Annotated in this window: 22 protein-coding genes; 18 read left to right on the top strand and 4 right to left on the bottom strand. The window is 37.4% G+C overall.

The window, feature by feature from the left end; genetic code table 11:
* Positions 1–310: 310 nt before the first annotated feature.
* The 3 genes from ACUN24_RS24625 to yihA form a co-directional block, all read right to left on the bottom strand.
* Positions 311–2014, bottom strand: a complete 1704-nt coding sequence (locus ACUN24_RS24625; protein WP_445564901.1) for a M3 family oligoendopeptidase — start codon at positions 2012–2014, stop codon at positions 311–313.
* A gap of 111 nt (positions 2015–2125) precedes the next feature.
* Positions 2126–2983 (bottom strand): UbiA-like polyprenyltransferase, encoded by an 858-nt coding sequence (locus ACUN24_RS24620; RefSeq protein ID WP_193424806.1) that lies wholly within the window; start codon positions 2981–2983, stop codon positions 2126–2128.
* A gap of 273 nt (positions 2984–3256) precedes the next feature.
* The gene (gene yihA, locus ACUN24_RS24615; RefSeq protein ID WP_121283552.1) at positions 3257–3880 is read right to left on the bottom strand and encodes a ribosome biogenesis GTP-binding protein YihA/YsxC; all 624 of its coding nucleotides are present in this window, start codon (positions 3878–3880) and stop codon (positions 3257–3259) included.
* Between the two features lie 165 nt (positions 3881–4045).
* On the opposite strand from yihA, the gene ubiE reads away from it, so the two are divergent.
* The 16 genes from ubiE (at position 4046) to ACUN24_RS24535 (ending at position 21566) form a co-directional block, all read left to right on the top strand.
* Positions 4046–4777 carry a bifunctional demethylmenaquinone methyltransferase/2-methoxy-6-polyprenyl-1,4-benzoquinol methylase UbiE gene (gene ubiE, locus ACUN24_RS24610; RefSeq protein WP_445564900.1) on the top strand — a complete coding sequence of 244 codons (732 nt, stop codon included), beginning with the start codon at positions 4046–4048 and terminating at the stop codon, positions 4775–4777.
* A complete protein-coding gene (gene porT, locus ACUN24_RS24605; protein ID WP_445564899.1) occupies positions 4774–5571 on the top strand; it encodes a type IX secretion/gliding motility protein PorT/SprT in 798 nt (265 codons plus the stop codon). Before ubiE ends, porT begins: the two co-directional genes overlap by 4 nt.
* Positions 5572–5660: 89 nt before the next feature.
* Positions 5661–6419, top strand: a complete 759-nt coding sequence (locus ACUN24_RS24600; protein ID WP_445564898.1) for an SDR family oxidoreductase — start codon at positions 5661–5663, stop codon at positions 6417–6419.
* 62 nt (positions 6420–6481) lie between these two features.
* A complete protein-coding gene (locus ACUN24_RS24595) occupies positions 6482–6928 on the top strand; it encodes a GatB/YqeY domain-containing protein (protein WP_445564897.1) in 447 nt (148 codons plus the stop codon).
* Between the two features lie 187 nt (positions 6929–7115).
* Positions 7116–7880 carry an alpha/beta fold hydrolase gene (locus ACUN24_RS24590; RefSeq protein ID WP_445564896.1) on the top strand — a complete coding sequence of 255 codons (765 nt, stop codon included), beginning with the start codon at positions 7116–7118 and terminating at the stop codon, positions 7878–7880.
* Positions 7881–8543, top strand: a complete 663-nt coding sequence (locus ACUN24_RS24585) for a CBS domain-containing protein (protein ID WP_193424797.1) — start codon at positions 7881–7883, stop codon at positions 8541–8543.
* 9 nt (positions 8544–8552) lie between these two features.
* Complete coding sequence (locus ACUN24_RS24580) at positions 8553–9434, top strand: NAD kinase (RefSeq protein WP_445564895.1); 882 nt, start codon at positions 8553–8555, stop codon at positions 9432–9434.
* 2 nt (positions 9435–9436) lie between these two features.
* On the top strand, positions 9437–10249 hold the full coding sequence (porG, locus tag ACUN24_RS24575; RefSeq protein WP_445564894.1) for a type IX secretion system protein PorG: 813 nt from the start codon (positions 9437–9439) through the stop codon (positions 10247–10249).
* A 19-nt stretch (positions 10250–10268) separates the two neighbouring features.
* The gene (locus tag ACUN24_RS24570) at positions 10269–11009 is read left to right on the top strand and encodes an isoprenyl transferase (RefSeq protein WP_445564893.1); all 741 of its coding nucleotides are present in this window, start codon (positions 10269–10271) and stop codon (positions 11007–11009) included.
* Between the two features lie 149 nt (positions 11010–11158).
* A complete protein-coding gene (bamA, locus tag ACUN24_RS24565; RefSeq protein ID WP_445564892.1) occupies positions 11159–13702 on the top strand; it encodes an outer membrane protein assembly factor BamA in 2544 nt (847 codons plus the stop codon).
* Between the two features lie 279 nt (positions 13703–13981).
* Positions 13982–14959 carry a hypothetical protein gene (locus tag ACUN24_RS24560; protein WP_445564891.1) on the top strand — a complete coding sequence of 326 codons (978 nt, stop codon included), beginning with the start codon at positions 13982–13984 and terminating at the stop codon, positions 14957–14959.
* 157 nt (positions 14960–15116) lie between these two features.
* Positions 15117–15647 carry an OmpH family outer membrane protein gene (locus ACUN24_RS24555; protein ID WP_121283542.1) on the top strand — a complete coding sequence of 177 codons (531 nt, stop codon included), beginning with the start codon at positions 15117–15119 and terminating at the stop codon, positions 15645–15647.
* Positions 15648–15710: 63 nt separating this feature from the next.
* Entirely contained in the window at positions 15711–16289 is a 579-nt protein-coding gene (locus ACUN24_RS24550) for an OmpH family outer membrane protein (protein WP_121283541.1), read from the top strand.
* Between the two features lie 345 nt (positions 16290–16634).
* Positions 16635–17453: a glutamate racemase gene (murI, locus tag ACUN24_RS24545; protein WP_445564890.1), complete on the top strand. Its 819-nt coding sequence runs from the start codon at positions 16635–16637 to the stop codon at positions 17451–17453.
* A 708-nt stretch (positions 17454–18161) separates the two neighbouring features.
* Positions 18162–20063: an amidophosphoribosyltransferase gene (locus ACUN24_RS24540; protein ID WP_445564889.1), complete on the top strand. Its 1902-nt coding sequence runs from the start codon at positions 18162–18164 to the stop codon at positions 20061–20063.
* A gap of 219 nt (positions 20064–20282) precedes the next feature.
* A complete protein-coding gene (locus ACUN24_RS24535) occupies positions 20283–21566 on the top strand; it encodes an IS4 family transposase (RefSeq protein WP_445565126.1) in 1284 nt (427 codons plus the stop codon).
* Positions 21567–22098: 532 nt separating this feature from the next.
* On the opposite strand, the gene ACUN24_RS24530 is transcribed toward ACUN24_RS24535, so the two are convergent.
* Positions 22099–22725 (bottom strand): LysE family translocator, encoded by a 627-nt coding sequence (locus ACUN24_RS24530; RefSeq protein ID WP_132402460.1) that lies wholly within the window; start codon positions 22723–22725, stop codon positions 22099–22101.
* Positions 22726–22868: 143 nt separating this feature from the next.
* On the opposite strand from ACUN24_RS24530, the gene ACUN24_RS24525 reads away from it, so the two are divergent.
* Together ACUN24_RS24525 and ACUN24_RS24520 are read left to right on the top strand one after the other, a co-directional pair.
* Complete coding sequence (locus ACUN24_RS24525; protein ID WP_132402457.1) at positions 22869–24305, top strand: MFS transporter; 1437 nt, start codon at positions 22869–22871, stop codon at positions 24303–24305.
* 63 nt (positions 24306–24368) lie between these two features.
* Positions 24369–24827 (top strand): deoxycytidylate deaminase, encoded by a 459-nt coding sequence (locus ACUN24_RS24520; RefSeq protein ID WP_121283536.1) that lies wholly within the window; start codon positions 24369–24371, stop codon positions 24825–24827.
* Positions 24828–25068: the final 241 nt, after the last annotated feature.

The following is a 25068-nucleotide window of genomic DNA, read 5'->3' as shown; positions in this document are numbered from 1 at the left end:
TTACCAAAAAACATTTTAGTACGCTGAAGTTCTGTATTCTTGCTTAGTTTCCGTGCCCTTAGTGTTTCCGTGGCAAAAAAAAGTTTAGCGAGATGCCAAGGCCAATTGATGCCCCATAATAAAAGAATTGAACTTAAGTCTTAGCGAGACGCTAAGACCAGGGAGTAGACGCTAAGACCAGAACCAATATTAATCTGTGTTCATCATTTTTATCTGTGGTTATAAAAACAAAAAAGTCGTGGCAAAATGCCACGACCCTTATTATATTCCTATTGAGAGGAAAAGCCTTCTACCTCAAAAACCTTCTGCCTTATCCCAGTTTCTCCAGTTCTGTTTTCACAAAACTTGCCAGTTCTTTTACATACTCTTCGCTGAAATCGAATTTGATTCCCGCGGTTTCATAGATCTCGTTTATTGGTTTGGTGTAACCCAAAGCAAGTGCAGCCAAATATTGTTCTAAAGCTTTTTCCGGATTTTCTTTATAGTTTTTCCAAACAGCAATGGCACCTAACTGGGCAATTGCATATTCAATATAATAAAATGGAACTTCGAATAAATGCAGTTGTTTTTGCCAGCCATTTCCAAACTGCTGTTCTAAATCTGTCCAATCGGCAAAGCCTGCGCCAAAACGGTTAAAAATCTGTTTAAAGGTTTCTTCGCGGTCAGCCGCGGTATGGTTCGGGTTGGTGTAAATCCAATGTTGAAACTGATCAATTACCGCAACCCAGGGAAGAGTTTTCAAAACATCAGCCAACTGTTCTTTTTTAGCACGGTTTAGGTCTTCTTCGTTGTCGAAATAAACATCCCAATTATCCATTGAGATTAATTCCATACTCATCGATGCCAGTTCAGCCACCTCAGATGGGCAATGTTTAAAGTCGTTTAACTCCAAATTTGCCGTTAAAAAGGTATGGATCGCATGCCCTCCTTCGTGGACCATTGTAGTTAAATCGCGCAGCGAATTTGCCGAATTCATGAAGATAAAAGGTGCCCCGGTTTCCGCTAATGGATAATTGTAACCGCCCGGCGCTTTACCCTTTCTGCTCTCCACATCGAAAAGGTTATTCGCCTTCATGGTTGCCAATTTTGAACCTAATTTTTCATCAATCGCATTAAAACAGGCAATGCTTTTATCAATCAGTTCTCCGCCGTTGTTAAAAGGTTTCAACGCTGGTTTGCCACTGATGCTCACTTCAAGGTCCCAGGGTTTTAATATTTCTAAACCTAAAGCCTCACGGCGTTTTTCAGCCTGTTCTTTTAAAATCGGAACAATTTCCTTTTCAATTGCGTTTGCAAAATCGTAACAGTCTTGCGGGGTATAATCAAAACGGCCTAAAGCCTGGAACATATAATCGCGATAGTTTTCAAAGCCGGCATTTAAAGCTACCTGATTGCGCAGCCTGATTAGCTCATCAAATAAAATGTTTAAATCATCTTTATCAACCAAACGGCGTTGTTGGATCGTTTTCCAGGCATTTTCGCGTACTTCGCGGTTCAAATCTTTAATAAAGATGGAGGCTTGCTCCAGGGTATATTCCTGCCCGTTAAGCTCAACACTCATGGCGCCTGTAGTGCTCTGGTATTTCTGCTGTTTTACCTGAAGTTCAGTGAAGAGTTCAATGTTTTCGTCGCGATAAAGTTCAAGGGCTTTTTTAATGGCGCGACTGTACACGAAATATTTTTCTTTGTCCAAATCATCCATAAATGGGCTTTCGACAAATTTTTTGTTCAGTTCGTTGGCTAACGGAGAAATTTTTGGCTCTATTTCGGTCGCAAAATATTGAAAGTTTTTAACCAGTTCTTCATTTGCGGTATCGCAGCTCATTCTGATATATCTCCAGGCAAAGTCTTCTTCCAGGGCAGCTTCAAGTTCAGAACGGTCTTTTAACCATTGTTCTAATTCAGCAGCGCTGTTTATTTCACGGTTTTGCAGTTCAGTAAAAAGTGGTTCCAGATTTTCCCAGGTAATGTTTAGTTCCTGTGGGATATATGTTCTAATTTTCTTAGTTATCATAATAGTTAATTATTGAATTAGAGAATGATTGAATGATTGAATGATTGAATGAGTGAATGGTTTACGTCGCAATGTTATATTCTCTCATCCAAAATTCAATCATTCACTCATTTATTTATGTCTCAAATACGCATCTATTAAAAAGCATATCGCAAATACCACCGATGCATAACCATTTAAGGTTTGAAATGCCCTGTTTACTTTACTGATATCATTTGGTTTTACAAGTAAGTGCTGATAAATCAGCATCGAGCAGAAAAACACAATACCTACATAATAAACCCAGCTAAAAGCGGTAAAAAATACAGGCAAAATAACACAGGTGGCAGAGAGTATATGCAAAAGCACCGAAACATTCAGAGCATTTTTAATGCCAAGTGCCGATGGGATGGAATGTAATTTTTCTTCGCGATCAAATTCTTCGTCCTGTAATGCATATATAATATCAAATCCACTTACCCAGAATAACACCGTTAAGGAATAAAGTACAGGTACCAGGGCAAAATGTCCGGTAACGGCAATGTAAGCACCAATAGGGGCAAGCGCCAGGCCTAAGCCCAATACCAAATGGCAAAGCGCAGTGAAACGTTTGGTGTAGCTATAAAACAAAACCACGAACAAAGCCACTGGCGACAAATAGAAACAAAGCGGGTTAATAAAGTAAGTGGTAATGGCAAAAAGTAAACAATTGGCGATAACGAAAATCAATGCTTCATTTGCTGAAACTTTACCTGCTGGAATATCGCGCATTTTAGTACGCGGGTTCTTTGCATCAATATTTCTGTCGAGATAACGGTTAAAAGCCATGGCCGAGTTTCTGGCAAATACCATACAGAGCAAAACTAAAATGAGTTTATACCATGAAAATGGATTTTCTGTTGTGGTTACGCCCAGAAAGAAACCAATCATGGCAAATGGAAGCGCAAAAACGGAGTGGGCGAATAATACGAGTGAAAAGTATTTTTTCATTTTTTTAAGAACTGATTAATTTCCCGTAGGGGATGATTACACAGATTTTATTGGTTAATTGTTTTATTGCAGGATTGTTAAATTGTTAACTGCAAATTGCCAATTGTAAACTATTTATTGTTAATTATTTAAAGGGTTAATTGTTCATAGCTTAGATGGTTTAAAAAATCATTCGTTAATTCAATCTGGAAACATGCTATTGGCCATTAAACTTAGGCTATCGGCTATGAACTATCAAACCATTGACCAATGAACTAATGACTAATGAACCAATTAAAACTTTTTATAATCTGTTGGTACAACAAAATCTTTATTCACCTCATAAATGAAATTTAAAACTTCATCTTTTCCGGTTCCTTTTTCGGCAGAACTGATAAAGGTGGCCGGAATCTCTTCGAAAAATTCGCCTAATTTTTTCTTAAAGGCAGCTACATTTTTCTGTGTGGTGGTCATCCCTTGTTTGTCAGCTTTGGTAAAAATTAGCGAAAACGGGATCTGTTTTTCACCTAACCAATAGCAAAATTCTATATCGATTCCCTGAGGTTCTAAACGGCTGTCTATCAGTACAAAAACACATTGTAAACTCTCTCTTTTGGTGATATAGGCGCGGATAAACTTTTCCCATTTCTCTCTGCTGGTTTTAGAAACCTTGGCATAACCATAACCCGGTAAATCGACAATGTACCAGGCCTCGTTAATTAAAAAGTGGTTAATCAACTGTGTTTTTCCAGGACGTTGAGAGGTTTTAGCTAATCCATGCTGATTAACCAGCATATTGATTAATGAAGATTTACCCACGTTAGAGCGACCAATAAATGCATATTCGGGCATAGTTGGTACCGGTAATGCCGAGATCTGGGTGTTGCTGCAAACAAATGTTGCCGTTTTGATAATCATGGTGCAAAGGTAGGGTTTTGAGTCCGAAGTCCGAAGTCGGAAGTCCGAAGTACAAATCGATAATTTTTTAAACATGATTTTTGACATTACACTGAATACTTTGCACCAAAGACTTCGGACTCCGGACTAAAGACTCCCGACTTTTCTCTATCTTTGCCCCATATCATGAATCAGAATATCACTCCATACCAAGTAGAAGATGCAACTAAAAAAGAGCAGGTTGCAACCATGTTTAACAACATTTCGGGCACTTACGATTTTTTAAACCATTTTCTTTCTTTAGGGATTGATGTATTATGGCGTAAAAAAGCCATTAAAGAACTGGTTTCCATCCATCCGAGAACTTTACTTGATGTAGCTACAGGAACCGGCGATTTTGCTTTTGAAGCCATTAAAAAGCTGCATCCCGAAAAGGTTATTGGTGTTGATATTTCTGAAGGAATGTTAGAAGTAGCAAAGAAGAAAATTAACGAGCGCAGCTTAAATGAAGTTTTTACCGTTCAGGTAGGCGATTCTGAAGGCCTGCATTTCGAAAACGACACTTTTGATGCCATCACCTGCGCTTATGGCGTGCGTAATTTCGAAAATCTCGAAAAAGGATTAACTGATATGTACAGGGTGTTAAAACCCAATGGAAAAATGGTGATACTGGAATTTTCGAAACCAAAGGTTTTCCCGGTAAAACAATTGTATAGTTTTTATTTTAAACAGGTAACACCGTTCTTTGGAAAACTCTTTTCTAAAGACCATAGGGCCTACACTTATTTGCCAGAATCGGTAGCTGCTTTTCCAGACGGTGAAGACTTTACCAGCCTGATGGAAAAAGTCGGGTTTAAAAGTACCAAACAAAGAATTTTAACGTTTGGAATAAGTTCGATATATGTAGGGACCAAATGATCAGAAAATTAAGCCTCATTCTTTCATTTTTTATTATTTCTACAACCACCTTTGCTCAAAACTGGGGTGGCGGAATAGATGATGAAGATTGGAGTTTTGGTTTTAATTTTCAGTACATCTCGGCCGAATACAAAATCCTTAAGAAGCCAAATTGGCGGTCGCCTTTTTATGAGGTGCCAAATTCTCTCGATCCATCTTACGATCCCAATTCAGGCATTCCGGCTACCTCAACATTAAATGCTATTTCTAGTTCACCATCTCAAGGTTTTGGATTGGGTTTTGTAATGAATAGAATGATCTCTGATAACTTTGATATCAGGGCAACACCCTCGCTAATTTTTAGTGATAGGGTAGTCACTTACGAGTATGAGCCAATGGCACCGATTAATCTGGGTAACGGACAAACAAAAAACTTCCAAACGGTGGTAGACAGAAAAGTTCAGGCTACGATGTTCGAATTTCCATTAGGTATAAAGGTAAAATCGAACCGGCTGAACAATTTTAGGGTATATTGGTTAGGTGGTGCTAAATATTCTATAGATATAGCTTCGAAAAAGAAAACCTTCGATGAAGGCGAAACGGCCGTAAATAAGTTTTTAAAAAATAATAGAAATTACCTGTCATACGAAACAGGTATTGGTTTCGATATTTATTTCGAGTATTTTAAAATGTCGCCCGAAATAAAACTGTCGTATTCGGCCAATGATTTGCTTCAGCACGACAATACTGTTTATGCTAACCCGATAGATAAGTTGAAATTACGTCAATTAACATTCAGTTTGATTTTTCAATAGCCCTGCAATCCAAAAAAACTTACCTTTGCTGGTACAGGTAAATCAAGAACGTTATCTTAAAAGATTACCCAGACTTAAAATTCATAAAAATGTCTAAAATCGCATTAATTACAGGTGCAACTTCTGGTATTGGCGAAGCTTGTGCACATATATTCGCTCAACAAGGTTATAACCTGGTATTATTGGCCCGCAGAGAAGATCGCCTGGCTAAAATTGCACACCATTTAGAAGACAAATATGCCATTACGATTAAACAGGTTTTGGCAGATGTTCGCGATAAAGAAAGTCTTACCACTGCTTTAGAAGTTTTGCCGGCAGAATGGAAAAAGGTTGATGTTTTGATCAACAATGCGGGTTTAAGTCAGGGTTTGGACCCCATTGATAAAGGTGATACCAATGATTGGGACACCATGATTGATACCAATGTAAAAGGCTTGCTTTATGTAACCAAAATTGTTTCCAACTGGATGATCCCAAATCAATCGGGTCATATTATTAATATCGGTTCTATTGCCGGGAAAGAAGTTTATCCAAATGGAAACGTATATTGTGCAAGTAAACATGCTGTAGATGCTTTGAGTAAAGGCATGCGCATCGATTTATTGCCCCATGGCATTAAGGTTACCGAAATTAATCCAGGCATGGTAGAAACAGAATTTTCGGTGGTACGTTTTAAAGGTGATGAAGACCGGGCGAAAAAGGTTTACGAAAACCTGGAGCCGCTAATTGCCGGCGATATTGCCGATGCCATTTGGTATGTTGTGAGCCGGCCAAAACATGTTAACATTAACGATATGCTGATTATGCCAACCGCACAGGCTACCGCAACAATTATAAATAGAGTATAAGTTTTCAGTTGGCAATTTGCAGTTAACAATTTAGCAATCCTGCAATTAAACAATTAAAAGAAATGATATCAACTACAATAGATCAGGAAATAAAAAAAGCCATGTTGGCTAAAAACAATGCACAGTTAAGAGGTTTAAGAGCAATAAAAGCAGCCTTACTTTTGGCTAAAACAGAGAAAGGATCTTCAGAAGAAATTACGGAAGAAACCGAACTAAAAATTCTTCAGAAACTGATTAAACAACGCCGTGAATCTGCTGATATTTATAAGCAACAAAATCGTGAAGATTTGTATCAGGTAGAAGAAGAAGAAATTGAGGTGATTAACCAATTTTTGCCAAAACAACTAGATAGGGCTGAGGTTGCTGTAATTATCGAAGCAGTAATCAAACAATCTGGTGCTACATCGGTTAAGGATATGGGGAAGGTAATGGGCATGGCAAATAAGGAACTTGCAGGTAAAGCTGACGGTAAATTAATTGCGGAGATTGTTAAAGAAAAACTAGCTTAGTAGAGCTTAAAGCAGAAAGACTAAAGCTGATAATAATATATGTATCTTGATACTGTTTACTTGCTTCTTGATACTTATAAATAGGTTTTTATACCGTTTTAGGTTTTATTTCAGAAAAATGGCATATAAATGCATAAATTTAATTTTACTCTACTAACTTAGTAGCACAATACCATCTAAAATAGATATGACTTACCCGATAATAGAAGAAGACGGATTTAAATACATTGAAGCTGGAACAGGCGAGACACTGGTATTGCTACACGGCCTGATGGGTGAACTAAGCAATTGGGAACTGGTTATCGAACAGTTTAAAGATCGCTATCGTGTAATTATTCCAATTTTACCAATTTACGATCTCCCTATTTTAACATTGGGCGTAAAAGCATTGTCGAGATATCTTCATCGTTTTTTTAAATATAAAAATTTAAACCAGGTAGTGCTTGTTGGTAATTCGCTTGGTGGCCATGTTGGTCTGGTATTTACGGTTGCTCATCAGGAATTTGTTAAAGCGCTGGTACTTACAGGTAGTTCTGGTTTATACGAAAATGCTTTTGGGGGGTCTTTCCCACGTAGAGAGAGCTACGATTATATTAAGGAAAAGGTAGAATTTACTTTTTACGATCCGGCAACGGCAACTAAAGAACTGGTAGATGATGTTTTTAAAACGGTTAACGATAGATCAAGGGTTATTCGTATTTTAACCATGGCAAAATCGGCAATACGCCACAATATGTCTAAAGACCTTTCGAAGATTACCATACCGGTTTCCTTAATATGGGGCAAAAACGATAAGGTTACTCCGCCAGAAGTGGCAGAAGAATTCCACCAATTATTGCCTAACTCAGAATTAAACTGGGTTGAGAAATGTGGGCATGCGCCTATGATGGAACACCCACAGATATTTAACGCTTACTTAGAAAAATTTTTAGATAGAATATTGTTGAAATAAATGTTTGCAGCAGAAATCATATCAGATTCAATTCCATCACTAAGAACCGATGATACGGTGCAGAAAGCTTTAGATCGCATGAACGATTTTAAACTGAAGCATTTGCCGGTTGTTAACGAGGTAACTTTATTGGGTTTGGTTTCTGAAGATGATTTATTAAATATTGATAATCATGATACACTTTTAAGCGATAGCGCTGTAAACACGCTTAATGTTTTTGTGTTGAATAACGCGCATACCTATGATGTAATCAGGTTATTTAGCCAGTTAAAATTAACCGTTATTCCGGTTCTGGATCAACAGAAAAATTATGCTGGTTTAATTCCTATCAGTAATATGGTAAATGCTGTTGCCGAACAGTATGCAGTAAATGAACCTGGCGGAATTATTGTTTTGGAGATTAGTAACCGTGATAATTCTCTGGCTCATATTGCGCAGATTGTTGAAGCCGATAATGCACAGGTACTCTCTTCTTATGTAAATTCTTTCGAAGATTCCACACGTCTGGAAGTAACGCTCAAAGTAAATAAAACAGAAATCACTTCATTGGTAGCCTCTTTCGAAAGATATGATTATCTGGTTAAAGAGGTGTACAATAATACCCAGATTGATGATGGATCGCAGGAGCGTTACGATTCTTTCATGAACTATTTAAATGTATAAACCTACTTTATGAGGATTGCAATTTACGGCAGAGATTTTAATGATACGGTTTTGCCCTATGTACAAGAGGTTTTTAATCATTTAGCCGAACACGGTATTCAGCCTGTTTTATATTCTAAATTTAAAACATCCCTTCATGGTAAAATAAAACTGCCTTCAAATACAATCATTTTTCATAACCATGCCGAACTCAAAGACCATGCTGATGTATTGTTAAGCTTAGGTGGAGATGGTACTTTACTCGATACCTTATCTTTGATCCGCAATTCGGGCATACCCGTAATCGGGATCAACTTTGGCCGCCTGGGTTTTTTGGCCAGTATTAATAAAAACGAAATTGGATCAGCACTTAATGCCCTGATCAATAAAGAATATACCTTAGATTCCAGGTCACTTTTAACATTAGAATCCGATAATCGTTTATTTGGTGAAGAAAACTTTGCGTTAAACGATATTACGATTCACCGTCGCGATAATTCGGCTATGATGATTATCCACGCTTCAATGAACAACGAGTTTATCAACTCTTATTGGGCTGACGGACTAATTATAGCTACCCCAACCGGCTCTACAGCATACTCTTTAAGCTGCGGTGGACCAATCATTTATCCGGATTCTGAAAATTTTGTAATTACACCCATTGCACCGCATAACTTAAATGTAAGGCCTGTGGTTGTGCCAGATGATAATAAACTCTCTTTTGAGGTTGAAGCGAGGGAATCAAAATTTTTGGTTTCGTGCGATAGCCGAACCGTTACCGTAGAGCGTTCAGTAAAAATTAGCATAAAAAAGGCAGATTTTTGCATAAATCTTATCCGCCTTAATAATGAAACCTACTTGAAGACGTTAAGGAATAAATTATTATGGGGAATTGATACCCGTAACTACTAAGTATGGCGCCAGGCAAACAGCTATTAATTATTTTCTTTTTCATCTTGAGCGGGCAGCTTGTCCAGGCACAGCGTGCAGTGATCGGTGAACCTTCCTGGGAACTTGGTGTAATGGCTGGTGGTGCCGGTTATATGGGCGATCTTAATCAGAATAATCCTTTATATCTCAGTGGTCTGTCTGGCGGACTTTATGTGAAGCGCAACTTTAACCAATACCTGGGTGTCCGTTTAAATTATACTTACGGGCAGGTAAAAGCTGATGATTACTATTCCGGCAATGAGCAGTTCAGAGAAAGAAACCTGCGTTTTAAAACATCACTGAACGAATTTAGCGGACTGGTAGATTTTAATTTTTTTAATTTTAACCTTGGTGGCGGAACGCGTCAATTTACGCCATACCTGTTTACGGGGGTGGGGTTACTAGTATTTAAACCAACGGTAAAAGTAAATGGCGAGCGTTACCGGTTAGATCGTCTGGCCACCGAAGGACAGGAAAATGGATATAAAAATGCCGTTTTAACCATTCCTTATGGCCTGGGCTTAAGGTATAATTACAAAGATACCTGGAGCATTTTTACCGAACTGGGCTATAGAACACCTGCTACTGATTATATTGATGATGTAAGTGGCCGTTATCCGGTTAACCAAGTGATTGTTGGAAATGGCCAAAATCAGGTTAATTTATCCGATCCTTCACGCTATAAAATTGGACAGCCGGGAACACAAAGAGGCGATTTTCGAAAAAGGGACACTTATCTATTTGTTAGTGTTGGCATATCTTTTACCTTTGTATCCTCAAAATGCTATTCCTTTTAAGCTGATTTTGACATAATTAATGGGATTTAAAGAACAAATAGACTATAGCCGCCTGCCAAAGCACATTGCCGTAATCATGGATGGTAATGGAAGATGGGCAAAAGGCCAGGGCAAAGTGCGGGTTTTCGGACATGAACAAGGTGTGCTTTCTGTAAAAGACATTGTAGAAGGCTGTGTAGACATAGGTATTGAATACCTTACTTTATATGCTTTTTCTACTGAAAACTGGAACAGGCCCAAAGAAGAGGTAGATGCTTTGATGCAGATTCTGATTTCTACCATCAACAACGAAACCGAAACACTTAATAAAAAAAATATTAAGCTGAATGCCATTGGCAATATTGAATCTTTACCTCAAGAGTGTATTAATGATTTAAATGAAGCCATGGAAAAAACAGCCCATAACAAAAAATGCACTTTAACACTGGCATTAAGTTATAGCGCGAAATGGGAGATTTTAGAGGCCACCAAAAAAATTGCTTCAGCGGTAAAAGACAATACCATTTCTTTGGATGATATTAATGAAGACCTGTTTTCATCGAAACTAACTACTGTAAATATGCCCGATCCTGAACTCATGATCAGGACCAGTGGCGAACACCGTATCAGCAATTATCTGCTTTGGCAAATGGCTTATACCGAGTTTTATTTTACTGATGTTTTATGGCCGGATTTCAGAAGTGAAGATCTTTTCGAGGCCATTGTAGACTATCAAAAACGCGAACGTCGTTTTGGTAAAATTAGCGAGCAATTAAACTAATTTTTCTTTTAACACTTTTTAACAAGCGTTTAAGCTAACTTAGCACCACTTTTATACGATAAATGAAACCATAATAAGGGAACAACATAAAGTAATTTTGCTTTATAAAATAGCGTTACCTTTTGGTCATTACTGAACAAATAATTTTAATGAAAAGAATATTTCAAGTTTTAATCCTACTAGTTTTAGCCGCTCCGGCCTTCGCTCAAGTACGTCCACAAGGTCAGGCTCCGGTAACCCCTTCTTTAAAGGTCGGTGGCTTAGATCTCGATTATTTTAGTCCAAAAGAATATATTATTGGAGGTACAACGGTAACCGGAACCCAATATTTAGATAAAGAAGTATTAATCACCTTATCTAAATTAACTAAAGGCGATAAAATCGTTCTTCCTGGGGAAGCAACTTCTGATGCAATTAAAACGTTGTGGGCACAGGGATTGTTTGATGATGTTAAACTTAACATCGAAAAATTTGTTCAGGATTCTGTTTATTTTGAAATTGAAGTAGTGGAACGTCCGCGTTTAAGTTCTATCGATTTAAAAGGTATCCGTAAATCTGAAAAAACGGCCATTCAGGAAAAGTTAAATGATAAGACGGGTAAAATCGTAAACGATAACTTATATAATACCACATCGGCCATTGTTAAGAAATACTTATTGGATAAAGGCTTTTTCTTTACCAAAATCGATTACAAAACGCGTAAAGATCCGAATGCAGAAAATAGTGTGGTATTAGAAGCATATATTGATAAAGGTCACCGTGTTAAAGTTCAGCATATCGATTTTACGGGAAATAAAGATTTCAAATCAGCAAAACTGAGAAAATACCTTAAAAACCCTAAACAGTTTGCGTGGTGGCGTTTTTGGGGTTCCGGAAAATTCGCAAAAGAAAAATACGAAGAGAATAAGGTTAAAATGATTGCTAAAATGCACGAAAAAGGTTATCGTGATGCGGAATTATTAAAAGATACCATTTACCAGTATAATCAGAAAAAAGTTAATATTAGAATGGACCTTTACGAAGGTAAAAAGTATTATTTCGGGAATATAACCTGGGCAGGTAATGCCATTTATCCGGATAGTATTTTGAAAAAAGTATTAACTATTGAAAAAGGTGATGTTTTTAGCGAAGAAAAATTAAATAAAAAATTAAATGGTGGTGGCGAAAACGGTGGCGACATTAACAGCATGTATACCGATAATGGATATTTAACTTTTAATATCGATCCGGTACAGACCAAAATTTATGGCGATACTGTTGATGTGGAATTACGCATGTACGAAGGACCGCAATATACCAACAACCGCATTACTATAAAAGGTAATACCATTACAAATGATAAGGTTGTTTTACGTGAGATCCGTACCAAACCAGGACAGAAATTTAACAAAAGTGATTTAATCCGTACCATTCGCGAAATTGGGCAATTAGGTAACTTCGACGAGTCGAAAACGGTACCTACACCTCGCCCTAACCCGGCAGATGGTACTGTAGATATCGAATATGCAGTAGAAGAGAAACCTTCAGATCAAATCGAACTTTCAGGTGGTTTTGGTGGTGGCCGTGTCATTGGTACATTAGGTTTAACTTTCAATAACTTTTCGTTACGTAACTTATTTAATTTAAAAGCATATAAGCCATTGCCAAAAGGTGACGGGCAGAAATTAAGCTTACGTGGTCAAACCAACGGTAAATATTACCAATCATATAGCTTCTCATTCTCACAACCTTGGTTTGGTGGTGAGAAACCGGTAAGCTTTGGAGTGAGTGCATTTACCTCATTACAATCTAACGGTATCAGCAGCAGCGACCCGCTATTTCAAAAAATCCGTTTAAATGGGGTAACCGTTAGTTTAGGTAGAAGATTAAACTGGCCAGATAACTATTTTCAGTTATCCCATTCAATTAGCATGCAACAGTACATTTTAAATAACTATGAAGGATATTTATTTAAAAATGGTACATCATATAACTTAAGTTTATCACAAGAAATTAGCCGCGATTCAAGAGATTCGCCAATCTTCCCTAAATCGGGATCATTTATCCGTTTTACTGTTCAGGCAACGCCACCATATTCATTATTCAACAAAGTGAATTATGCAACGGCATCTGATAAAGAAAAATACCGTTTTACCGAATACCATAAATGGAAATTCGATTCGCAATGGTACCAACGTGTTGCAGGTAACTTAGTAGTTAAGGCACAGGCACAATTTGGTTTCTTAGGGCAATATAGCCAGGCAGTAGGTCAATCCGCATTTGAGCGTTTCAAATTGGGTGGTGATGGTATGCAGGGATTCGATTTCTTACAAGGATCTGAACTAATCGCGATGCGTGGTTATGCAAACAACACCGTTATTCCAAATGGTTCTGATCCAAGAATTGCTCAGCAGTCTGGTAGCCCTATTTATACGAAATATGTACTAGAGGCGCGCTATCCGGTTATAGCAAGTCAGCAAGCTACAGCCTTTGTTTTAGCCTTTGCAGAGGCCGGTAACACCTGGAATAGATTTGGTGATTTTAATCCTTTTAATGTGAGAAGATCAGTTGGTGTAGGTGCACGTATCTTCTTACCTATATTTGGTTTATTAGGTATTGATTACGGACACGCATTTGATAGGATCCCTGGAATAGCAGATGGCGGTAAGCAAAACTTTACTTTTAGTATCGCACAACAATTAGGTGGATTTTAAAAAAAAATAACTTAAAAAAGGTGTTCTTTGGAGCACCTTTTTTTTTGCCCCAATTTTTTAATATCTGCTATCCATTTCTATAGATTTATTTTTAGACAAAGTATTTTAATCTGGTGCATAACTTTGGTACAGATTGTTTTTGTAAAATTTAACATCATATAAAGTATATTTTATAGTCACTGTATTACAGTTGATTAAGGTGTTATTTATATTATTACTATTTTTTTAGTTGTATATTTAAAATTACATGTCTATGTTTGTTCCATGTATATAAAATCTATGAAAACAAAAAACGTAGCGCTGACCTTCCTGTTAGCAAGCTTTTCTTTATTGACATTAAATTCATGTAAAAAGAATGCAGGTGAAGCTTCTGTGAATGAAAATGAAGCTGTCTTGGTGAAAAATGGAATGTTGAATTTTAAAAATCAACAGGAATTTGATCAAACGATTTCCAAATTTCACAAATTACCTCTAAAAGAGGTAGAAGAAATAATCGGCCACTATGGTATCAAAAGTTTAGCATTAGACACCGTACAAGGTAAACAACCAAAAGTCTATGTCGCAGATCCTGTATTTGCACGATTATTGAATAGTGATGCATCCTTAATCATAGGAGGTAAAATTTTTCTTTTGAATGGTAATAACGAATATTTAATTAATAATGAGGATTTTAATTTGTATAAGGATATATTAAAAAATGCTAATTATTTTGAAAATAATGAAAGAGTTAAATCACATGATGTTAGTGCAAATTACAAAATGATTGAAATTCCAGTTAAAGCTAATTTAGGAGGCCGAAGTTCTGTAAATGCTAAGTCGGGCGAGAAGTTATCTGTTATTAATTCTGATGGAGAAGTAACTACCTCTGGTGAAATAACATATGTTAGTGGCGCATTTCAGGGAATTAGGTATCATCGTTCCCAAGAGTTTGAGTCTACAGGAAGACCAGAAAGGGCGCATTGTGAAATAACAGGTCAGGTTAATTTTGTAAATACATCTTATAATGTAATAATGAGAGGACAAGTGTTTAGAAAAGGAGGCGCATTTGGAGGCAAAGAGTGGAGAGACTCTCAATTGGCATGGGGTAGAATTGATGGTATAACCAATGGAGGAGCTCCTTCTGGACCAGCAACTGATACAAATTTTTATATTGCTTTTAATTTAGAGCATCAACAAGATTTAACTATTAATTGGAATTATAAAGTAGGCTACAATGACCCTACTCAGTCTTTTGTGCACACGATAGTTATAAATTAACAGTTATTTTTTGTTAAAAAAAGTTAAAAGCCCAAGTTTACTTGGGCTTTTGCTATTTGATAGTATCTTTGTGAAAATTAAATTTAGGACAATAAAATATTAAAAGAGGAGTTTAAAGAAAGCTTAGGTTATTATTATATCATTAACACACACACAAATGAAGAAGTATCTTTTTATCGCATTCCTGCTTTGCACTTCTTTTGGTGCTTTTGCACAGAAGTTTGCTTATGTAGACACGGAGTATATTTTGAAACATTTACCAGAATATAAATCGGCACTCAGTCAGTTAGATGTAGCATCTAAACAATGGCAACAACAGGTTGATCAGAATTTTTCTGAAATTGACAGGATGTACAAGGCTTATCAGGCAGATCAGGTTTTGTTAACTGATGATATGCGCAAACGACGTGAAAACGAAATCATAGAAAAAGAAAAACAGGCTAAAGAATTTCAACGTTCTAAGTTTGGGCCAGACGGGGATCTTTTTCAAAGCAGGGTAAAATTAATTAAGCCTATTCAGGATAAAGTAGCCGAGGCTATTAAACAGATTGCAAAATCAAAATATTTAGACTTCATTTTCGACAAGAGCAGTGAAGCAACAATGATGATTTATGCAAGTAGCAGTTACGATGTTAGTAATGACGTAATTGTAAAATTAGGTTATAAACCAGGGACTGTAAATAATTAGTATATTCGCCCCTGATTTTTGAAGGAAAACAATTAGAAAAAAATAAAAAAGTAAAATAAAACGATGAGAAAGTTAATTAACGTATTCTTTGTAGCAGCAGGGTTATTGTTTACAGCGAATATGGCAAGTGCACAACAAAAATTGGGTCACATTAATTCAGAGGAGGTTTTTGCAAATTTACCTGAAGCTAAAGCAGCTCAAACTACTTTAGAAACCTTAGGTAAACAAAAGCAAGCCGATATCGATGCAATGATCAAAGAATATCAAAGCAAAATGTCTGCTGCAGAAGCTAAACAAAAAACTTTAAGTGAAGCTAACAAAGAATCAGTAGGTAAAGAATTACAAGCTGCAGGTCAGGAATTACAGGATTTAGAAAAACGCATTACTGATGCGCGTACTAAAGCTTCACAGGATATAGGTACTAAACAAGGTGAATTATTTCAACCTATCCAGGCTAAAGTTGCAACTGCAATTTCTGCTGTAGCTAAAGAAAAAGGTTTAGCTTACGTTTTCGATATCGCAAACGGACAAGGTGGTAACAATTTAGTTTTCTGGGAAGGTGGTGATGATATTACTGCTTCAGTAAAAACTAAATTAGGAATCACTGCAACTGCAGCAAAACCAGCGGCACCTAAAAAATAGTCCTGAGTCATGAGTTCGGAGTCGAGAGTCTCCTTACCAGTTCAAGATATATGGCGGAATTAAGTTTAACTTAGTTCCGCTTTTTTGTTTTTAGGATTTCCAATCACCGATTTATCTAGATTGTCGTCATCTTGACTGGAGCAATGCTGAATGGAGAGATCTATCTGGCAAGATTTGCTTGGCAGAGCCTTCGGGTCTCGACTATGTTGCACTCCGCTCGAAATAACAACTTTCTTATTGGAAGTTTTTATCCAAGAGTTTTAAATATTTCAACATTCAAACTAACACTAACATTCCAATTTTCAACTAACTTTACAACTTTCTAACATTCCAATTTCCACCACAATGCAGCGTACATCTCCAATAGGTATTTTTGATTCAGGTTATGGTGGCTTAACGGTTTTTCGTTCTATTGCAGATAAATTGCCCGATTATAATTACATCTATTTAGGCGATAATGCACGTTCGCCTTATGGCGATCATTCTTTCGAGACCATTTATAAATATACTTTAGAATGCGTAGAATGGCTTTTTGCTAAAGGATGCCATTTGGTGATCCTGGCCTGTAATACGGCTTCGGCAAAAGCGCTCAGGACAATCCAGCAGATAGATCTTCCTGCTAAGTATCCCGATAGAAGGGTATTGGGCGTAATCAGGCCTACGGCAGAGGTTATTGATGGATATACCATCACGAAACAAGTTGGGGTAATGGGAACCAGGGGAACGGTTAATTCTCAATCTTATCTTTTGGAGATCAATAAATTTTTTCCTGAGATTAAGGTTTACCAGCAAAGCTGTCCAATGTGGGTTCCACTGATCGAAAACAACGAACACCTGGAGCCGGGAGCAGATTTTTTTATCAATGAATATTGTGATCAGTTATTGAGCCAATCTGCAGATATTGATTGTGTGTTATTGGCTTGTACGCACTATCCTTTATTAATGCCTAAACTGAAGAAAGTATTTCCAAATCATATAAGCGTTTTAACGCAAGGCGAGATTGTAGCCAGCAGTTTAGCTGGTTATTTAAAGCGACATCCTGAGATCGAAGAAAAATTAGCTAAACAGGGCGAAAGACATTTTTATACCAGCGGTGATCCTGCAGCTTTTGATGAACATGCCTCTGTTTTTTTTGGAGAAGCGCTGAAATCAAATAAGATGTGATGGATATGGATTGTTGAATTTGCCAGATTGTTGAATGGTTGACAGGCCACCGCCAGCTAAAATAGGTTAACTGTCAAATGTAAATTACTAAATTGCAACAGTCTGGTTAATACTGTTCACTAAGAGAAATTTTATCGGATTGAGGATATTCTTTGGCAGCCCTATGACCCTTTTAAAGCAGGTTTGAATGCATTTAAAACGATTTTTTACACTTCCTCCAGGTACCAGCCGGCGGGCAGCATCGGCTCTGGCTTACCAAATAAAGACCTAAAGCAGGCCCTGGCTTTACCTTTTAGGTAACCAAAAGGTAAAGAATAGGTAACCAAAGGGTTAACCTGGGGTTAACTTGGTGTACAGGAAGGGTAAACAACAGGTAAAGAAAGGGTAAACAATTTTTTGTGCTGGACATCTTGTCCGTAATTGCTCCAAACTCCAAACCCAATACTCCAAGCTAATTACAGTGGCAATCGCGCTATCCTGGTCAGCACTGTAGGCGAAGATAATGCTTCTAAAAAGGCAACAACTGCATCTTTTTCTCCATTACTTAATTTTAACCCTTTTAATAACTTATCGTTTTAAATTATTTTAATACTGCTAAATAACGTTAAGTTGTATGATTCCAAATTAACCCCGTTGTGACAAAAGAAAACATTTTTGTTTAGGTTGTAATGGTTTAAAAGGATAACTTTGCGGCTTCAAACCCACACAATGAGTGATCAGATAAAACACGAATGCGGAATCGCTTTTATTCGCCTGTTAAAACCACTTTCTTACTACCAGCAAAAGTACGGTACAGCACTTTACGGCCTTAACAAATTATACCTTTTAATGGAGAAACAGCATAACCGGGGCCAGGATGGCGCAGGTATTGCCACCATTAAGCTGGATATGAAACCGGGCAGTAGGTACATTAGCCGATACCGGAGCATGGCATCTAATGCGGTAGCAGATATCTTCGAATATGTACAGAACAAATTTGTCGATATCCAGGAAAACACCCCTGAATTAATGCAGGATACAGAATGGCTCAAAAACAACGTAAGCTTTATCGGCGAGGTGTTAATGGGCCATTTGCGTTATGGTACGCATGGTAAAAACAGCATCGAAAATTGCCACCCTTTTTTAAGGCAAAACAACTGGATGACACGTAACCTGGTAATTGCAGGTAACTTTAACATGACGAATGTTGATGAGTTATTGGAGCAATTGTACGAGTTAGGTCAGCATCCAAAAGAAAAAGCAGATACCGTTACGGTATTGGAAAAAATCGGTCACTTTTTAGATGATGAAAACCAGGAGCTTTTCGATCATTACAAAAAAGAAGGGCATGATAACGTTGCAATTACACACAAAATATCTGATAATTTAGATATCGCGAATATTCTTCGCCGCTCGGCCAAAACATGGGATGGAGGTTATTCGATCTGTGGTATGGTGGGTAATGGCGATTCTTTCATTATGCGCGATCCGGCAGGTATCCGTCCGGCATATTATTATTATGACGATGAGATTGTGGTAGCGGCTTCGGAAAGACCAGCTTTACAAACCGCATTCAATATCCAGTTTAAAGATGTTAAAGAGATCGATCCGGGTCATGCTTTAATCATTAAGAAAAACGGTGAGGTAAGCATGGAGCAATTCCGTGAGCCTACTGAAAGGTTATCCTGCTCGTTCGAGCGCATCTATTTCTCAAAAGGAAGTGATGTTGAAATTTATCGTGAGCGTAAACAGTTAGGTCGTTTATTAAGCGATAAAATCCTTCAGGCTGTTAATTACGATTTAAAAAATACAGTATTCTCATTTATTCCAAATACGGCAGAAGTGGCGTTTTTCGGAATGGTTGATGGTGTTCAGCAATATGTACGCAGGCACCAGAAAGATATCCTGTTACATAAAAAAGAAACACTTACAGATCAGCAGCTTGAAGACCTGTTATCTTTAGCACCACGTGTAGAAAAGCTGGCCGTTAAGGATGTTAAACTGAGAACTTTCATTACCCAAGACGCAGACCGGAGTGAAATGGTGGCACACGTTTATGATACTACTTATGGTATTATCAATAACCACCAGGATACTTTAGTTGCACTTGATGACTCGATCGTTCGTGGTACTACCTTAAAGCAGAGTATCATTAAAATTGTGGACCGTTTACACCCTAAAAAAATCATTATTGTTTCTTCTGCACCTCAGATCCGTTACCCTGATTGTTATGGTATCGATATGAGCAGAATGGGGCAGTTTGTGGCTTTTGATGCAGCAATCCAGTTGCTTACCGAGCGTGGGATGTGGCAGGTGATCGAAGATGTTTACACCAAATGTAAAGCTTCGTTACTTTTACCTAAGGAGGAAATTGTAAACCACGTTAAGGAAATTTATAAACCCTTTACTCCTGAAGAAATTTCAGCTAAAATTGCACAGATTATTACCCCAAAAGGTACTGTTGCTGAGGTTGAAGTCATTTACCAAAGTTTAGAGAACCTACATGAGGCTTGTCCGAAAAACAAAGGTGATTGGTATTTCTCCGGAAATTATCCTACACCAGGTGGCAACAAAGTGGTTAATAAAGCTTTTGTGAACTGGAAAGAAGGAAATAATCAAAGGGCATATTAGCCTCTAAATCTCTTAAAAGGGACAAGAATAACAAATAGCTCATAGTAATATGGGCTATTTTTTTGCGCTCATTTTTATTGCTGATGAGAAGTTGATGATTTTAGCGGTTCGTGAGGACACCAATGTTATTAACTTAGTGTTTTAAATATTTGAAAATCAAATTATTATGTTGATATTTAACTATTAAACAAGTAAAGTAAATGAGTATAATTTCTTCGAATCAAAAATTGGAGCAACATAAAGTGGCTCCTAAAAAAAACATTTGATTTCATTCAGGATAAAAACAGTTTTTCCCAATACCTTAAAGAACCAATCTTTTTTACCCGTAAGCGGAGTTTAAGCTTCCCTGTTGTTGTATCTATCGTATTAAATCTTTTTAAAGAATCTGTAGAGTATAATCTTTCTACAATTTTGCCTAGTTTATCCTCAAAAGCGGTAACAGGTGCAGCTTTTTCTAAGGCTCGATATAAAATATCCATCTCCTTTTTTAAGGATCTGAACAAAATACTGGCAGATTACCACAAACAGAACCCTTCACAACTTTGGAGGGGATATCAATTGATTGCCGGTGATGGCTCTACTGTTGGGTTACCACCTTCCAGGCAGATAAAAGACTTTTTTGGAATCTATTCAGAAAAAGGTGGTAGTGTAAAAAGTTGTTTAGCACAGATTTTTATGTTTTATGATGTTTTTAGTGGGGCAATTCTTTCTAAAAGGATATCAAAGATGGAGAAAACAGAAAAAACACTTTTTGATGCATGCATTGAAGAACTCCCAGGCCGTAAATCCATAGTTATTTTAGACCGGGGGTTTGGATATTTTCATATCTGCAAAAGCCTTTACGCAGTAAAACAGAATTTCTGCATTCGCATAAGCACCGCTCAGTCCTGTTTTGCAAAACGGATAACCCAACAGACTGAAAACGATTTTATAACAGAGTGGGATCCAAGCCCAAATGAAAGAAAATCCTGTTTAAAACATGGGTTAAATACTGAAAAAATCGTTGTTAGGGTTACAAAAATCCAATTGAAAACTGGAGAGATAGAAATACTTGTTTCTTCCTTATTTGATATGAATGATATCTGCACAGAGAATATGAAAGTGCTTTATGGCCTAAGATGGCCTGTAGAAGAAGGCTTTAAAAAACTAAAACCAAAGATGAAACTAGAGCAGTTTGGTTGTCGAAAACCTGATGGAATATTCCAGGAGTTTGAAGCACATATATTTATGATGAATCTGGTAGCTTTATTAGGCATCCAGGCACAGCAGGAGATCGACAAGAACAAAAAAAGAAAACTAAAATATAAATACAATTGGCAAAATGCTTTCAGGTTTGTTAGAAAAGTAATTATCCAAATACTAAATACGCTAAACCCAGAGCATATCATTCAATCTCTTATTAAACTAATAGCATCTTCTAAAATACCCATAAAACCAGACAGAAGCTTTATTAGGGTAACATTTAAAAAGAGGAAAAACAGAGCTCACCAAACATATAAATAGCTTAAGTTAATAGCATTGGTGAGGACACGAACCACGGCGGGAGAGAGAATAGCATGATTACAAAGTAATAATACTTTTAGGTTTTACCACTAAGGCACGGAGGCACAAAGAAGGTTCTCATTTCTATTAATACCATGCATTTCCCACATAAACCTGACATTAGCGGAAAGCCCGGAAGCAAATCCTTCATTTGCTGAGGACTTGCAGCATTGGCAGGACTGACGCTTAATAGTAGCAATACAACTGCTTTTCAAAACTTTTAACCATAAGACACAATCGCTGATGTTAGAGTTGAAGGTTGATGCTTTTAGTGGTTGGTGAGGACACGAACCATGACGATACTTCGCGACTATTTAGATTTTTACCACTGCATTTCCCTCCCTAAACCTGACATTAGCGGAAAGCCCGGAGGCAAATCCTTCATTTGCTGAGGACTTGCAGCATTGGCAGGACTAACAATAATAATTGTACTGCACCTGCTTTTCTAAAAATATCTGACCACCTAAGACATCTAAGCTGGGAATACAATATATTATGCGTAAAACTTCAGATAAGTTTTAATAATTAACCAGAAGGCAAAGAAGATAATGACCACGCCTGCAATTTTATTTAATTTTTTTAATGCGTCTTCTTTAATTTTATAACGGAGTTTACTGGAATAGAAACTCTTTGCGCCATCAATACCGAGTTGTGTGGCCATGGCAATAAAAAAGCAGACTAGTTTTTCGTTAAGCATGTTGTTGAGCTTAACTGAAATAATACCACTCACAATAATCCAGAACATGAGGGTGGAAGGCGTGAGGATGCACATTAAAAAACCTTTGAGCACATAACCCCTTTTACTCACTTTTTGTAGTGTGGTGCTATCGTAATTTACGGTGATCTTAGAAACCAGGTAATAAATACCAACTGCAAGTAAAAATATACCCCCGATACTGCCAACGTATTTGTCAAATTCGGCTTTATAATCTACAAACTGGCTACCAAAAAGAACCAGGCCGATTAAGACCACATCGCTAATAATTACACCAACGGCTAAAGAGAAACCAGCTTTGAAGCCCCTTTCTATGCTGGTCTTAATCATTGCAAAAAAAACCGGCCCTGTTAAAAACGACGAAATAATCCCTGCTCCTATACCTAGTAATATGGCTTCAAACATGCATTGTGTTGTTTAGAATATGCGAATATGCAACTTTATACCTAAACATTTAACATTTATTTTTGTTGCATAGGTTGCATAAAAAATACTGGTTATTAGTTTTTTTTATTTATGTTTAGCCCCATTAAAACTAGATTTATAATATGAATTCAGAACAAACACAAACCAAGTGGGCGCAATTTATCCCACTGGTCACTGTATTCTTCTTTTGGGGCTTTGTTGCCGCCAGTAATGACATTCTCATACCCGTATTTAAAAAGGCTTTTGATTTATCTCAGGCCGAAAGCCAATTGGTTTCATTGGCATTTTACATTGCCTATACCGTGGGCGCCTTAATATATAATGGTATTTCTGTTATCATGGGGCAAGATATAGTAAACAAATTGGGCTACAAAAATTCGCTGGCACTAGGTTTGGTTATTTCTGCACTTGGAACCTTATTATTTTATCCTGCAGCAAACCTGCATTCATTTCCTTTAATGCTTTCTGGTTTATTTATTGTCGCATTAGGTTTCTCCTTACAGCAAACTGTTGCAAATCCATTAGCTATTGCATTAGGGCCAATTAAAACAGGCTCACAACGCTTAACACTTGCCGGTGGTATTAATAACTTTGGTACAACCATTGGGCCACTGATTGTAAGTTTCGCCATTTTTGGTTCTGCTGCAAATGCAAATACGAACATCAGTGTAGAAAGTGTTAAAATTCCTTATTTAATATTGGGAGTAGCTTTTATTGCAGTGGCAATTTTCTTAAAAATGTCATCGTTGCCTGATAGACCTGCTTTGGTTGAAGCGTCAGCAGATGATACTAAATCGATTAAGGGATCAGCTTTGCAATATCCACAATTGGTTTTGGGTATGATTGCCATATTTGTTTATGTAGGTGTTGAGGTATCAACCGCAAGTAATTTGCCTGCTTACATGGAAAAAGATCTTGGTTTTGCCATTAAAGATATTGCCCCTTATATCTCATTATATTGGGCAAGTATGATGATTGGACGTTGGACAGGTGCTGTTGAGGCTTTTACAGATAACGTGAGCACACAAAAAGTGCTAAGATTTATTGCGCCTTATTTGGCGTTTGGTATCTTTTTAGCCGTAAATGCTATTGCGAAACATGACCTGGCTCCGTTTTATATATATGGCTTAATCATCTTAGTATTAATTGCTGCAGATATGGCAAGTAAGGGTAATCCGGCACGTATGTTACTCATCTTTTCGGCAATAGGTATTACTGCGTTGTTAATCGGAATGTTTACCAAAGGAATGGTAAGTGTTTATGCCATTACCAGTGTAGGTTTATTCTGTAGCACTTTATGGCCATGTATTTTTACTTTAGCTGTAAGCGGTTTAGGTAAACACACCAGTCAGGGAAGTAGCTTCCTGATTATGATGATTATGGGTGGTGGTATTATTAGCTGGGCACAGGGTGCAGTATCAGAGTTTACAGGTATTCAACACAGTTACATCGTAGGGATCATCTGTTTTGCTTACCTGGCATTTTATGCCTGGAAAGTGGCATCAATATTAAGATCACAAGGGATTAACTTCGACCAGAAAATTTCTGGCGGACATTAATTTTTAATAAAGTAATTTTACAGCCACAGAGATTTATTTCTTTGTGGCTTTTTTGATTTCTATATGGCAGATAAACCAAGTTTCGATTCTATATTTATGAACCTTGCCACCGATTTGGCAGCCCGTTCGCATTGTGTACGTGCGCATGTTGGTGCAGTGTTAACAAAAGATACCCGCATTATTTCTATTGGCTATAATGGGCCACCAGCCGGTACACACAATTGCGACGAGGAATGGCCAGAGCATGGTTGCGCACGCGATAGTAAAGGGAGCTGCTCTTTAGCCCTGCATGCAGAAGAAAATGCGATACTTTATGCCTCAAAAAATGGATCGAAAATAGAAGGTTGTACTTTATACACTACTTTATCGCCCTGTATTGCCTGCGCCAGGCTAATTTTATCATCAGGAATTAAACTGGTGTATTATTCGAAATCCTATGCAGCTTACAAAGGTTTGCCTAGCGATGAAGGTGTAGATTTTTTAAGGAAGTTTGGAGTTGAGGTAATTTTGATCGAATCGTAGAGGTTCACTGGTTCATTTGTCATTGGTTCATTTGTGAATTGCGCAGTACCTTACGAAGTTTAAAGGAGGTAGTGTGAGGCACAACTTCGTAAGTATAAGAGCGAGGTACGCTAATTTGTAAATGCGCAGATAAGTTTTATAGTTTTGACTTTAGACTCAGGACTGCCGAGTTCGGATTACTTTATGGTTAATCAAAAGCTATGCGCTAAGCACTCACTCCATGCCCTCTGCTTAAAACTCT

Source organism: Pedobacter sp. WC2501 (genome assembly GCF_052682415.1).
This window is presented reverse-complemented; position numbering and strand designations above follow the sequence as displayed.